This window comes from Scytonema hofmannii PCC 7110, from assembly GCF_000346485.2.
GTDB lineage: Bacteria > Cyanobacteriota > Cyanobacteriia > Cyanobacteriales > Nostocaceae > Scytonema > Scytonema hofmannii.
Window position 1 is genome coordinate 7,789,003 of record NZ_KQ976354.1, and the last position, 12,982, is coordinate 7,801,984.

The 12,982-nt window shown below is 40.4% G+C and carries 17 protein-coding genes and 2 pseudogenes; 9 read left to right on the forward strand and 10 right to left on the reverse strand.

Features of this window, described 5'->3' with window-relative positions:
* Positions 1–225: 225 nt before the first annotated feature.
* The 5 genes from WA1_RS32635 to WA1_RS32655 all read right to left on the reverse strand — a co-directional run bounded on the left by WA1_RS32635 (position 226) and on the right by WA1_RS32655 (position 4,870).
* Positions 226–717: a response regulator transcription factor gene (locus WA1_RS32635; protein ID WP_017747292.1), complete on the reverse strand. Its 492-nt coding sequence runs from the start codon at positions 715–717 to the stop codon at positions 226–228.
* A gap of 377 nt (positions 718–1,094) precedes the next feature.
* Positions 1,095–1,529 carry an ATP synthase subunit I gene (locus tag WA1_RS32640; protein ID WP_033336305.1) on the reverse strand — a complete coding sequence of 145 codons (435 nt, stop codon included), beginning with the start codon at positions 1,527–1,529 and terminating at the stop codon, positions 1,095–1,097.
* Between the two features lie 218 nt (positions 1,530–1,747).
* Entirely contained in the window at positions 1,748–2,566 is an 819-nt protein-coding gene (locus WA1_RS32645) for a GDSL-type esterase/lipase family protein (RefSeq protein ID WP_158516724.1), read from the reverse strand.
* Positions 2,567–2,607: 41 nt separating this feature from the next.
* Positions 2,608–3,072, reverse strand: coding sequence for a hypothetical protein (locus tag WA1_RS32650; RefSeq protein WP_017747289.1), 465 nt, complete (start codon positions 3,070–3,072; stop codon positions 2,608–2,610).
* A 175-nt stretch (positions 3,073–3,247) separates the two neighbouring features.
* Positions 3,248–4,870, reverse strand: a complete 1,623-nt coding sequence (locus tag WA1_RS32655) for a 2-isopropylmalate synthase (RefSeq protein ID WP_017747288.1) — start codon at positions 4,868–4,870, stop codon at positions 3,248–3,250.
* Positions 4,871–4,948: 78 nt separating this feature from the next.
* On the opposite strand from WA1_RS32655, the gene WA1_RS32660 reads away from it, so the two are divergent.
* The 5 genes from WA1_RS32660 (at position 4,949) to WA1_RS32680 (ending at position 6,959) form a co-directional block, all read left to right on the forward strand.
* Entirely contained in the window at positions 4,949–5,605 is a 657-nt protein-coding gene (locus WA1_RS32660) for a GntR family transcriptional regulator (protein WP_026135087.1), read from the forward strand.
* A gap of 80 nt (positions 5,606–5,685) precedes the next feature.
* Entirely contained in the window at positions 5,686–5,928 is a 243-nt protein-coding gene (locus WA1_RS32665; protein ID WP_017747286.1) for a CopG family ribbon-helix-helix protein, read from the forward strand.
* On the forward strand, positions 5,918–6,196 hold the full coding sequence (locus WA1_RS32670) for a type II toxin-antitoxin system RelE/ParE family toxin (RefSeq protein ID WP_017747285.1): 279 nt from the start codon (positions 5,918–5,920) through the stop codon (positions 6,194–6,196). The genes WA1_RS32665 and WA1_RS32670 overlap by 11 nt, the downstream gene beginning before the upstream one ends.
* Positions 6,197–6,405: 209 nt before the next feature.
* Entirely contained in the window at positions 6,406–6,663 is a 258-nt protein-coding gene (locus WA1_RS32675; protein WP_017747284.1) for a type II toxin-antitoxin system Phd/YefM family antitoxin, read from the forward strand.
* The gene (locus WA1_RS32680; RefSeq protein ID WP_017747283.1) at positions 6,660–6,959 is read left to right on the forward strand and encodes a type II toxin-antitoxin system VapC family toxin; all 300 of its coding nucleotides are present in this window, start codon (positions 6,660–6,662) and stop codon (positions 6,957–6,959) included. Before WA1_RS32675 ends, WA1_RS32680 begins: the two co-directional genes overlap by 4 nt.
* A gap of 124 nt (positions 6,960–7,083) precedes the next feature.
* Here WA1_RS32680 and WA1_RS32685 read toward each other — a convergent pair whose 3' ends face one another.
* Positions 7,084–7,575, reverse strand: a complete 492-nt coding sequence (locus WA1_RS32685; RefSeq protein ID WP_017747282.1) for a hypothetical protein — start codon at positions 7,573–7,575, stop codon at positions 7,084–7,086.
* A 3-nt stretch (positions 7,576–7,578) separates the two neighbouring features.
* Between WA1_RS32685 and WA1_RS32690 the strand changes: the two are divergent.
* The 4 genes and pseudogenes from WA1_RS32690 to WA1_RS32710 all read left to right on the forward strand — a co-directional run.
* Positions 7,579–8,107, forward strand: a pseudogene (locus WA1_RS32690) (AhpC/TSA family protein); the annotation flags it as partial.
* 133 nt (positions 8,108–8,240) lie between these two features.
* A complete protein-coding gene (locus WA1_RS32695) occupies positions 8,241–8,822 on the forward strand; it encodes a cupin domain-containing protein (protein ID WP_017747280.1) in 582 nt (193 codons plus the stop codon).
* A gap of 214 nt (positions 8,823–9,036) precedes the next feature.
* A complete protein-coding gene (locus tag WA1_RS32705) occupies positions 9,037–9,699 on the forward strand; it encodes a hypothetical protein (protein ID WP_017747278.1) in 663 nt (220 codons plus the stop codon).
* A 187-nt stretch (positions 9,700–9,886) separates the two neighbouring features.
* A complete protein-coding gene (locus tag WA1_RS32710) occupies positions 9,887–10,543 on the forward strand; it encodes a methyltransferase family protein (RefSeq protein WP_026135086.1) in 657 nt (218 codons plus the stop codon).
* A gap of 357 nt (positions 10,544–10,900) precedes the next feature.
* Here WA1_RS32710 and WA1_RS32715 read toward each other — a convergent pair whose 3' ends face one another.
* The 4 genes and pseudogenes from WA1_RS32715 to WA1_RS61880 all read right to left on the reverse strand — a co-directional run.
* On the reverse strand, positions 10,901–12,073 hold the full coding sequence (locus WA1_RS32715) for a baeRF7 domain-containing protein (protein WP_017747276.1): 1,173 nt from the start codon (positions 12,071–12,073) through the stop codon (positions 10,901–10,903).
* Positions 12,074–12,458: 385 nt separating this feature from the next.
* Entirely contained in the window at positions 12,459–12,599 is a 141-nt protein-coding gene (locus WA1_RS53590) for a type II toxin-antitoxin system RelE/ParE family toxin (RefSeq protein WP_017747275.1), read from the reverse strand.
* A 48-nt stretch (positions 12,600–12,647) separates the two neighbouring features.
* Positions 12,648–12,833: a hypothetical protein gene (locus WA1_RS32720; RefSeq protein WP_017747274.1), complete on the reverse strand. Its 186-nt coding sequence runs from the start codon at positions 12,831–12,833 to the stop codon at positions 12,648–12,650.
* A 41-nt stretch (positions 12,834–12,874) separates the two neighbouring features.
* Positions 12,875–12,940, reverse strand: a pseudogene (locus WA1_RS61880) (RRXRR domain-containing protein); the annotation flags it as partial.
* Between the last annotated feature and the right edge of the window lie 42 nt (positions 12,941–12,982).

The following is a 12,982-nucleotide window of genomic DNA, read 5'->3' on the forward strand; positions in this document are numbered from 1 at the left end:
CCCGAATAAAAGACAAACAGCAATGAATGCTCGGCTGGAAAACTCTACTGGACACCTCTTGCCTCTGCTTAACGGCAGAGACCTTATCCGGAGCGATCGCACCCCCAACTCACTCACCAACAACTTTCACCACCTTCCTGGCTGACTGATTGCCAATCTATACACTTAGAGAGCGTTAATATATTTGAGCTAACCAAATTGTAGGATAATTGCTCTGTTTTTACTCTATAAATTCACAGCCGACTGTTTAAAGTATAAAGTTGCCGGATTTAAATTAAAGTAAAAGCATGCCACTGCGGCAATCAATTCCTTTAAGTCACACTGAGCAGCATAACACTGTTTGAAAAATGTTTGTTTTTCCAATCTGGCTGCGATCGCTCCTAGTAATTCTTCTATTGTACAAGGTTTAGTAAGATAGTCATCTGCTCCCAAATCCATGCCTTTGCGAATGTCAGATCGAGTCGCTTTATTAGTGACAAAAATCAAGGGAATTGTTGCTGTTATAGGATTTTGGCGCAATGCAGTTAAAACCCTGTAACCATCAATATCCGGCATTATAATGCCGCTAATTATTAAATCGGGCAAGTGTTGTTGTGCCCACTGAATGCCGACAAGTCCATTTTCTACACCAATGGGGTCGAATCCTTTTTCCTTGAGGCATTCGAGGAAGATGTTGCGGCTCTCGATCTCCGATTCAATCACTAAAATCTTTGTCATTGTCTTCTCCGCACGATTTAGACCCGATTATCATTAGATAATAGGACTTACGCATTGACAGAAAGCATTAGATATGGGTTGGGTATTTTTAGCGTCTCAACGTTTGATTTTTTAACACATGAAAACTTCATCACCTACCGTAGGGGCGCAATGCCTTGCGCCCCTACAAGCCTGAAATGACCATTATTCGTTGAGCCATATGAATGTTAATTTGTACAGTGCGTAAGTCCTAAAAACCCTGTAACCATCAATATCGAGTATAAAATATACCTGTAGCTATCCTCAATCATTCAAGATAAAATTAGAAACCCGACAACTCATGCGAAGTCGGGTTTCTGAAACCGCGATCGGATGAATATTAAAAATTTATTACCTAGCTAATCAAAGGATGGCAAGGAAGTCCTTATCACATAAAGCATGACTGTGATTTTATAGGTAAGAAACCCCAAAAATATAGGCAGGATTTCCAATTGCTCTAACCGACTTGCCAATATACTCAAGCCTATCAACAAAGCGAAGCGTCCTTTGCTGAGTTGTGTTTTTTCTGAGCCTAATTGCTCTACATCTTTAACCAACATCCTTAAGTAAAGCAGTCCCGCGCATGCTCCCATTAAATAGTTTAGGGCAATATTGGCGGAATAAAAAATCCACACGCAGCCAAAAGAAATTCCTATCAATGCCAGGGTTATCAGCAGTAACTCTTGTACGAGTTGGTAAAACTCTACCATTGAGGAATCTGTGTCTGTTGTGTTGTCAGAAACAGATTGAGATTCGGCATCAATTTTTGGTGTTTGTTTAACGTCTTCGCACATGATGCGATCGCTTTTTTCAGCCCGATTTGCATTAGTTATATTATTACTAGAAAAGCCCTCTAAGTCTAATTGCTCTAACTCAATTAATGAAGAGCGTTCTAGCATAGCACTGTGGAGTCTTAACATAATTAGGGTGTAGGGTGTAGGGTGTAGGGTGTAGGGTGTAGGGGAAAGAACTCCCTTCTCCCTTTGGGAGAAGGGTTGGGGATGAGGGTATATTAAAGTATATCTTTTAAAGCGCGAGTCCACATCTCGGCAACAAACTTATTACCCTCATCATTAAAGTGAAGCCCGTCACCATTAAAAATCTCGCCTTTCTTCATTTGAGCAATGATTGCACCATGCATATCAAGGAAGACGATTCGCTTGCCTTTTTTAGAAAGTTCCGTGACACGATTCTTGAGAAATGCGTTGGCTGCAGTTCTAGTTTTATTGGCATCAACGCCATTTTGAATATCCCATTTAAAGGGAGGCATTGAGGCGACTACAATTCTGGCATTGGGACTTACCAAGAAGATTTCATCAATAATCCCTTGAAGCGATTTTGTGAGAAAGCTAGAGGTATTATCCCCTCTTACATCACTACCAAAGAAATCATTGGTGCCAAGCATCATAAGCACTACATCAGGCTTAGTTTCTTGAACCCAGTTCCGAATGCTTCCTGGCTTTCCTTCCCAGCTTGGTAGACGAACATTTGCGCCCGGTTGTTGCAAAACTTGTGCCGCCGACCAACCGCCGTGACACTCATGATCTGGGTCTTTATATGCACCGTCTTTTTTGGTTCCTACCCAATCTATGGTAGAGCCAAATTTGGTCTTGGCTACCGTACTACGCAAAACAGCAATATTGCCTGCACACAGCGAGTCTCCCAAGGACATCACTTTGGTAGCAGCAGTAGCAGTGCTAATCGGGAAAAAACACAATATTGTGGCAGCTAGATCTATAAGACCCCACTTACCTCTAGGTGTTTTTTTACTTACGGACTCGCTACTCTTGTTTTTAGTTAACAAATGACAGGCTTGGTTTTGGATAGCCATTACAGATTTTTTAGCGTACTTTCCCATCAATAAAAGTATAGTTATTTTGCTCTAATCCACCAACGGACTATCTTCAAATTAGATTCTATTTCCTTCCAACTGTCTGCTGTAGAATCTGTTTTTTTTATCGCTCCAAGTGTTTTATCTACATAGTCTAAATTTGTAATACCTATCTGTTTTTTTAAGTCATCATTGGTTTGAATATCTTCTTTAAAATATTCCAAATGATTAGGTAACTCTCCTTTCTCTCTTTTTGGTAAGTTGGGAATTTTATCAAGTTGTTCTTTAAGTTTGTCTACTGCTTCAATGGCTTCTTTTTGGCTTGGCTTCTTAGCCTGTATTGTTAAATCTTCTTGACGGAATTCTTTTTCCTCTCCAGAACTATCTAATTTGACTTTCATTTGTGGGTTTGAGAAGATGGCAAATAATCCATTATAAATGTTATCATCAATAACTTCGCCTTGTCCATTTGGAGTTATAACTCTATCACCTTTTTCAATGCTCATAATTGATATTCCCTCTAAATAGTTATGAAGAATTCCCTGTTTATCCGGGTTCTTATTTATTGTAACTGTTGTTAAGGGTTAGTGTAGAACGAAGAACAACTTCCAATTGAAGATTCGAAGCTCCGCCTCAAGTCATTCATTCCCAGACGGAGGCTGGGAACGAGGAACAACGGGGTTACGTGAATGATGCTTTAGAAGATGAACTCAAACACTCATTTCCTCTTGCAGATTGTAAGTAACGATAAAGACGATTGACTGCATTGATATAGGCGTAAGCTGATGCAACAACAATGTCCGTGTCGGAAGACTGTCCGGAGAAAATGCGGTCTTGATGGCGCAGGCGAACGGTGACAGTTCCCAAAGCATCAATTCCTTCTGTCACAGATTGGACGGAAAACTCAATTAATTGGCTAGATATTTGCACCATTCGAGCGATCGCTTTATACACTGCATCCACAGGTCCCGTACCGACTGCCGCATCAGTCAAAATTTCTCCACTTGGGGTCACAATCGTGATAGTTGCTGTTGGACAAGTGCAATCTCCACAAGTCACTTGTACGTGTTCTAACTGAAAACCGCTTTCTACTTGAATTTGAGTTTCATCTCGGACAATTGCCTCAATATCCCAATCGGACATTTCTTTTTTCTTATCAGCAACTTCTTTAAACCTGATGAAGGCTTTATGAAAGTCCGCTTCGTTGAGGTCAAACCCCAATTCTTGCAGCTTGCTTCGGAAGGCGTTACGTCCTGAGTGCTTACCCAACACGATACGATTTTCTGGCAACCCAATGTCCGCAGCATCCATGATTTCGTAAGTTTCTCGGTGCTTAATCACACCGTCTTGATGAACTCCCGATTCATGGGCAAAGGCGTTAGCTCCAACGATCGCCTTATTTGGCTGTACTGTGATACCTGTCAATTGAGAAACCAAACATGAAGTTTTATAAATTTCTTGAGTTTTGATATTGACAAGTGGTACATCGCTCTCCGTAGGACGACCCAAGTAGGGATTGTAATAGGGTTTGCGAACCTGTAAAGCCATGACAATCTCTTCTAATGCGGCATTACCAGCACGTTCGCCAATACCATTAATTGTACATTCTACCTGACGGACTCCATTTTCAATTGCTGCCAATGCATTGGCTGTGGCTAAACCCAAATCGTTTTGAGTGTGAACGGAAAGAATCACCTGTTCTATATTGGGTACGTTCTTCCGAATTCCCTGAATCAACTTTTCCATTTCTTTTGGCGTGCAGATTCCAACGGTATCGGGAACGTTAATTGTGGTAGCACCTGCAGCAATTGTTTTGGACAAGACTTGGTAAAGAAACTCTGGCTCGGTGCGGCTTGCATCCATCGGTGAAAATTCCACATCTTGCACGAAGGACTTGGCATAAGCAACCATTTCTTCTGCTATTGCCAGAACTTGGTCGCGGGACTTTTTCAACTGGTATTTGAGATGAATATCTGACGTGGACAGAAAAACGTGAATTCTCGGATGAGCCGCCGGTTGCAGTGCTTCCGCAGCAGCTTTAATATCTTCGCGAATGGCTCTTGCCAAACTGCAAATGATGGAACCACCTGGTACCCCAACTTGTTTGGCTATGGTTCTGACAGCTTCAAAGTCTCCTGGACTTGCGATCGCAAATCCGGCTTCAATGACATCAACTCCCAGAAGAGCTAGTTGGTGAGCGATCGCTAACTTCTCTTCTACATTTAGTGTAGCTCCAGGTGATTGTTCTCCATCTCTAAGGGTGGTGTCGAAGATAACGATTCGGTCTGGGTCGGAAATACTCATAACTAGCTCCAGAAGAGTCAACTTTGTATATTGTATACAAAAAATCGTATACAATATATATTATGCATGAAAAAAGTTATGAACTTAAATGACCTAGCAGCCAACGTGCGGCAACAACAACGTAGTACCCCAGATTTAATTGCCAACACCTTACGAGAAGCGATTTTGCGAGGAATTCTTCAGGAAGGACAATCTCTCAGACAAGATGAAATCGCTACGCAATTTGGAGTCAGCCGCATCCCTGTAAGAGAAGCGCTAAGACAACTAGAGGCAGAAGGATTAGTTACGTTTCATCTCAATCGAGGGGCGATGGTATCGGTACTGTCACCAAATGAAGTGCAGGAAATTTGCGAGATTCGTTCCGCTTTAGAACTGACAGCCATTCAACTTGCGATTCCCAATTTGAGTGAATCCGATTTAGAAAAAGCAGGCATGATTTTAGATGAAATCAATCGAATCAAAGATGCTACTGACTGGGCAAAGCAAAATTGGGAATTTCATGCAGCACTCTACACCCAGGCAAATCGACCGCGATTGCTCAAAATGATTCAAAATTTACACACCAATCTTTTTCGCTATGCTCACCGTCAGATGGGACAAGATTATTTAGAACGCACCCAAAAAGAACACTATCAACTTCTAGATGCTTGTCGGCAAAAAGATACAAAAACTGCTGTTAGGATATTAAAACGACATATTGATGCAGCCGCAAATCAGTTACAGTCGTCGGTGTAGCCTAATTATTTTAATTGTCTTGCGTTATCTTGCATTGCAAGGCATACTAAAAGTAGTGAGCATAACTATAATCCCGAATCATGATCAAAGAAAATATTACTTTCCGCCTTGAGAGTGACAAGCGTGTTATTTTAGATACTATTGCAGCTGGTCTTGACCGCGATCGAACTTACGTGCTGAACGAAGCCATTGACCTTTATCTTGAGGTTTACCAGTGGCAGATAGCAGAGATTAAGGCAGGGATTGCCGAAGCTAACGCCGGAGACTATGCTACTGATGAAGAGGTTCAAGCTGTTTTTGCGAAGCTGACCAATGCCCATTAAATGGTTAAAGAAAGCCCTTCGCAATGTAGAACAGGCGCATGACTATATCGCTAGAGATAATCCAACAGCTGCTATGCGCGTTGTGTTAAAAATTCAGGCAGCTGTTGCCCAGCTTGAGAACTCCCCTAATATAGGCAGACCTGGACGGGTTGAAGGAACAAGAGAACTAGTTGTTTTGCAAACACCTTACATCGTAATTTACAGGGTAACATCGACGACAGTAACGATCGTTCGGGTCTTGCATTCGTCTCGGAAGTACCTTTCTTAAACCAAGATATTTTCTAACATTTCTGAGTAACTGTTAACGGAAAAGTATCAGGTAGTTTCTTCGGCAATAAACTCATGCTGACAATGGAAACTTCCTTGCAAATTAATTATAGTCTTCAGTACGATTCGGTTATTTGTCGTTTGTTGCTAATCTCTGTAATACAAACTTTTAGGCTATAATCAAGTTGGAAATATCTCAATAACATAGCTATGTCAACCAAAACACTCGATCTTAAAGAATTACAAATGAGTGTGACAGAATTACTCTCATTGATTCAAGCTGACCAAGAGATAATCATTACTGAGGGTGACACACCTGTGCCTCTGTTAACAGTACTTAACCCTGTAAATAAAATTCCTTCAGAGTCAGGAAAAACACCTCAACCAGGATTAAATTTAGGTGCAATGAGAATGAGTAATGATTTTGACCAACCATTATCAGATGATTTTTGGTTACAAAATCCATGAAGTTACTATTAGATACACATACGTTTATTTGGTGGGATAGCGAACCCTCAAAACTCTCGAAAAAAGTATTAGAGTTGTTAATAGATAAAGATAATGTTAGGTTACTAAGTGTTGTGAGTCTTTGGGAAATACAAATTAAGCATCAACTAAGCAAACTTACATTAGATAAAGCTTTAGGAGAAATTATTTCTATTCAAAAAAAGAATTATATTGAAATATTACCAATAGAGGTTAGTCATGTTTTAGCTTTAGATGGTTTGCCTATTCATCATAAAGATCCTTTTGACAGATTATAGATTGCTCAAGCAAACATAGAAAATGCTGTGTTGATTAGTTGTGATTCTGTTTTCAGTAATTATTCAGTTAAAGTAGAATGGTAGATGATTCTCAGCGATCGCCTTCTATGTACTCGATCGCCAATCACTTCCTTCTCAAAGCTGTTGCAAGACACAGACAGATTGAAAGTGTGGCGATCGCAAAACCAGGTGATAAATTCTTACAGAGGATTGCTATCCAACAGATAACAACCCAGCTGATACCTGTTTCTGCCCAAATAACATATGATGGCTCGTAGTAAAGTTTTTGATAGAGAGTCGTATAATTTTTGATTAATGACACATAGATACAAGCAAGAGTAGGAATGATAATATTCATTGCTGTGTCAACAAATATAGTAGGGATCTGAACGGGTAAACTTGTAAAAATTTTCATAACGTTTCCAACAAAGAGAATCACACATAACTGTAGCCAAAGCTTTGTGTCAAACATTACCTCCTCCCATAACTTACCCAGGACATACACGCGATTGTTTTTCCAATCATTAGTATTCCCAGATCGTAAGGGAGAATAACAACTAGCCGATTTTGTAGGCGTTAAACTCACGTTAGCTTTAATCACTCGTTTGATTGCCATCGCCAACTGCACCAAACGCTCAACCTGTATTCAGGTTTATCCCTCAGACTACCTGGTTTATCTCCCGGAGCGAATGCTTGGCTCAACCTCATGTTGATGTGTGCGGGAATTGGTAGTCCTGGTACTCTGGCGGAAGTGTTTCGCGGATATAAGGGCGACGCAAAAGCACCTCAGTTAATTGGCGATGAAGAAATCGTTCAGGCTGCTCCTTTGCCTCCACTGAAAGGTTCATTCTTCAAATGGGCTGGTGGGAAAGATTTTCAGCGTCCGTTTGAGCTAGCAACTTTACGATTGCGAAATATGGGAGAAGTGCTAAGTAACTGGAAGACGTATGTTCCCAATCCTGCTTATCTTACCCAACGAGGAGCAACTTCCCTGTTTAACGATCGCGGAGAATTGCTTTACGAGCATCGCGATCGCGAAGCGCAAGCTGTACCCAGCTTATCGCGCCATCCTTGGTTTTGCTGCTGATATGAGTCATCCCCTGTCTTTTCTCCAGAGTTTACCGATGAAAACTGAAGAAAAACTGTAGCAAAGGGATTGGCGTCATAAGTCAATTTTACGGCACGCTCGGTCAATGAGTTTTAGAGATGCACTGCGTATTCTTTGAAGTGTGAGTTGAAACGCAAGTAAAACCAAACGCTGAATACGCAAGGAGATTTCTCATGACCTTCACAAAACTAAATTCTACAACAGATGCAATTGAAACCTCTGAAGTTATTATCAACCCAGTGACGGGTGACCGCATGACAATTACGCATTCATCTCTCCACAGTCACCATGAAAACTTTCAATGTTGTTTTGACTTGCCACCTGGAGCGCACGGTGCGCCACTTCACTATCATAGAGGTATGGCAGAGACTTTTGAGGTGTTGGATGGTGAATTAGAGATGGAATTGGGAGCAAAAAGCAATGTCAAAATTTTACGCCCTGGTGAAGTGGTTTACGTTCCCCCCAGAATGCTTCATAGTTTCCGCAACGCCTCTAATAACTGGACAACTTACAGAACTGAAGTGCGATCGGGCGCATCCTTCGAGCAATTTATCAGAGGAATGTTCGGTTTAGCAATTGATGGCAAGGTTAACTCCACTGGAACGCCATTGAATCCTCTGCAATTTGCCTTATTGATTGAAAAAGCGGATTTAGTGATAGCTGACGCACCTGCATTTGTCGAATCCATCGTTAAAAGACTGGCTCAAATAGCTAGATGGATGGGCGTGGAAAAATCTTTAGTTAAGTATTGGTAAGCCTAAGATGCTTTGTAGAATTTAAGTTGTTTCTCAATTGTACTCTTAGGGACTTCCAAAAAAATATTCAACTTTCTCTTGTGGTGCGGGCGTCCCCGCCCGCCACTAACACTCAGATTTTTCGTAGTATGACTCAGAACTTCTTAGATGTACTTCTCAAGATAGACCAACTGAATAAAGTGGCACAAGCTTTGCGTAAGTATCTTCTTTGAGCATGAAGCATGAAACAGACAACGCCACAAAAACTTACCTGAAATTAAAAATGTTTGAATTACAGGGTTATGACAAATTTCACCAACTTCGCAAACTAGATTACCGTCCGTCAAATCTTGGTTTTGGAGCTAATGTAAAAACAGGTGATATAGTTCGATTTGCTAGTAGAATAAGGTTGGCTAAAAGTTTTAGAGGCATTAAAGTTGAGGGTTATTCACAAGAGACTGTTTCTGGCTATGATGCTTTTTTCATAGTCTTCCTAACTCATTCGGCTTTGGAGCAGTTTCTTAAAATCAACTCGCTTGATTCAAAAACTCTATGTTCTCTTATAGCTACCTACAATTCAGAAAAAGTCATTCAAGAATTTATAAAAAAAGATAAGGAAGGAAAACTTTATAATTTTCTCTATGAGAAATTACAGGACAAGAAGCTAAAAGCCAAGTTGAACGAGTGCCGGAACCAGAAAAATACAAATGTAGCTGACCTTTCTGCCTCAATCCGACATATATTTGCTCATGGTTATCTATGCGCTCATACTAACGGTATATATCCTAAAAATGTCTCTTCTATCTGTACATCTATATCTGATTTTCTCTTGAATTTTATGGATGCTGAGTTTTCAAAAAAGATAGAAGAGTTTTATAAGAAATTATACATGAATTGACCCTTGAAAGTTGGAAGTTATTTGATAAAAGGAATGAGCGCTTCAGCAAATATTTGAAAATGATCCCAGCAACTTCAATAGCGATCGCATAAATCATTATTTTGTTGGCTCTATAATTCTTCATAAAAGCACACATTTTATGTTATAAATAACTAGAGTGTCCAAAATGAATTCCAAAATAGCAGCGATGAAAGTCAAGTACGCTATTAATCTCAGTAAAGGGCTAACTTTTCCTTTTATTTTAGGCTTGATGTTTTTCTATCAAAACTTCACGTTAGGGCCCTATGTTTACTTAGCATTACACGGTACTTATGGGTTCCTTTGGTTACTTAAAGACCGCATTTATCCAGACAAGCAATGGGAGCAACAAATTCCCGTACCCTTAAGTATTTTTACGTTTGGATTGGTATGTTTGTACTGGATAGCACCATTGATTCTGATTAGTAGCGGCAGTATACCATCTCTGCCCTTAGTAGCGATCGCCATATCCCTCAACATTTTAGGTGTGTTTTTACATTTCGTAAGTGATGCTCAGAAATACTTTACTCTTAAGTATCAACGCGGACTCATCACAGAAGGCTTTTTTGCTCGCTGTCGCAATACTAATTATTTAGGAGAAATATTTATCTATAGCGCTTTTGCCATGCTAACTCAACATTGGTTCCCGTTCTTGATTCTTGGCAGTTTTATCATTGGAATTTTCATTCCAAATATGCTTAAGAAAGACCAGTCTCTTTCTCGTTATCCTGAATTTGCTGAGTACAAAAGTCAATCGGGGCTAATATTTCCAAAGTTGTTTGGTTCTACAACTCCCAAACAAGAGGACTCTACAGCACAAACATAAAACTTATCTCACAATAACTTATCCTGTGTATCGACACTGAAAGGTCAGATTAAGATAGTATCATGCGATCGCGGCGGGTTAGAATCTGTTTGGTAATTTCTACCCATATCTAGACAATAGTGCGTAAGTCCTATAGATGACCAAATCTATCATTTTTTAGCCCACTGAAGAATAAACTTATCAGCGTCCATCTGCTACAGGGTGCGGTTAATTCTATCTTCTCTGTATCTTATGAAATGGGCAATTATTTCTACCGTGGCAGGTTGAGAAAATACACACAGCCACGGTCAAAATCTCTAAATTGAAAGAATAAATAGCTCTTACAATCTGTTTTGCCTACATCTCATACAACAGAGATTAATAACGAAAAATTGCTGCTACAGGCGTGCTAAACGGAATTTGTTCCGTGCCAATAGTGTAAACTGTCCCACCGTTAAGCAAAGTGTAGGCTGCGGCAAAATCTAATAAATCGTCATCACCAGTTTCTTCTTCTTGATGCAAGAAAACTGTATCTGAAGACGGGTCAAAAAGTCCCCATTGCTCCCGGTTGGCTGCAACTATTAAAGAATCAATTCTTTGGTAATAAGCTGCAGGGATGATTTCTTTGAGGTCGTTGGATGCTTTGCCAGTGTTGGAACCATAAAGCATATTAAATCTTTCCACAACCTCTTGCTGCGATCGATAAAAAAGAGGCTCAACAATAGGCCAAGCGCGTTCGTGCAGTCGATCTGCACTTAGAATTTCTTGATTCCCAGAGATACCATCTTCTATTAAATGCTGGTAAGTATTTGCTTCTCTGTACAATGGCATTAAGTACTCTACCCCAGCCAGCATCAAAGGCGCTGTTTGGTTTCGGAGTTTCTCTTGCAATGCACCATTAACGGCGTGGAAGAATTGCAGGATGCTTTCCTGGTGTTTATCCCTGTCAGGGCTACCCTGTCCGTGAAAAGCTCCGGGCTGTTGAAAAGAATTGGAAGTTCCTCCTTTAGAAGTCCCAATACGGAACTGACCGTCTTGGGAAGTTTCATCGTAATTGAGAGCTTCATCTAAACTAGACGGCATATTTTCTACCTCGACTTCTTGAAGACCGTAGCGATCGCCCTCAAAGAACCGGACATCTTTTTGACTCAAAGCCAAGAGATAAAAACGCCCATCGCCATTTAAAATTGGTAGCAGTGGCTTAATATGAAATCTGTCTGTTACCACAACCATCTCATCAAATTCTAGAGGCAAAGTATAGTAGCGAAAAACGTCATTGGAAATAAAAACTGCCAGTCCTTGGTCTCCTGTTTGTTCCCAAAAATCTGTCTGATCGAGTGAATGGGATTTTGCTAGTAATGCAACAGCATCATTATGCTCAATTCCAGCATCAATTAAGCGAGCTTCAGCATCTTTCACCAAGTTTTTAAACCGAATAGAGTTTTGTCTTACCTCCGGTCCGGCTGTTTGGATTGGCATATAAATTGAAACAGAATTTTGTCTTGGCAGTTCTAGTAATGTCTTGATTTCCTCTCTAGAAATTAATGCCATGCTATATACCTCCTAAGGATGAGAACACACATCCCAAATTAGACCGCTACTATTCCAACGGTCTGATGGGATGTTTTTCCCAGATTACTCAATCTGGCTTTATTTCACGTCAAATAACGTGAAGTTTCATCTTTCTTATGGCAGGCAATAGATGTAAAACTTTTTCCCGACCTTATTCCCTTATCTTCTGGCATTTAACTGTCCTTTTTTTTCCGCCAGTTCTCTAGAGCACTAATCACAAAACTAGCTATCTCAATTAGGCTTGACACAATAAGTCAGAAGAATCTAAATGTAGTGACAGGAAAACAGACAAAAAGGATTTAAACCATATAGTCGTTAGTAAGCGAGCTATAATTGGTGTAATGCTCAAACCGCGCCATCTCCTTCAAAGTTCCAGATTTTCTTGGGATGAATGCCAGAACCGAGCAACACTAATTTGCTTCTTATCCTCTTCGACTCGATACACAATACGATATGGCTTGAGAATAACTTGCCGAATATCAGAACTGTTGAATTCCGGCACCATCTGACCGAACAATCGCTTCTAAATCTCCAAGTGCTTTCGGAGACAATATTACATTGTAGTCCATTCTGCCATCATTTGCTCTACGGACTCCACAGATATACCCTGTCCCCGATCGATTTCGTCTAAACCTTCTTTAACAGCCGCAATAAACTCTATCTTCCGCACTATTTCGCGCAAAGATATGGTCGTAGGTAAACGCTTTACAAGTTCAAGCACTGCTTCTTTGTCACTCATTACAAATCATAGCTTGTTTAGATGGACATAGATATTATACGCGGAAATTTGCGAAATATTGCAGCTTTACTATTTCTAAGAAGTTGTCTAGCTTGTGCTGGATGAATTGGGTCGAAGGGGTCAGCTAACTAAATATTCGGGGCATGAAG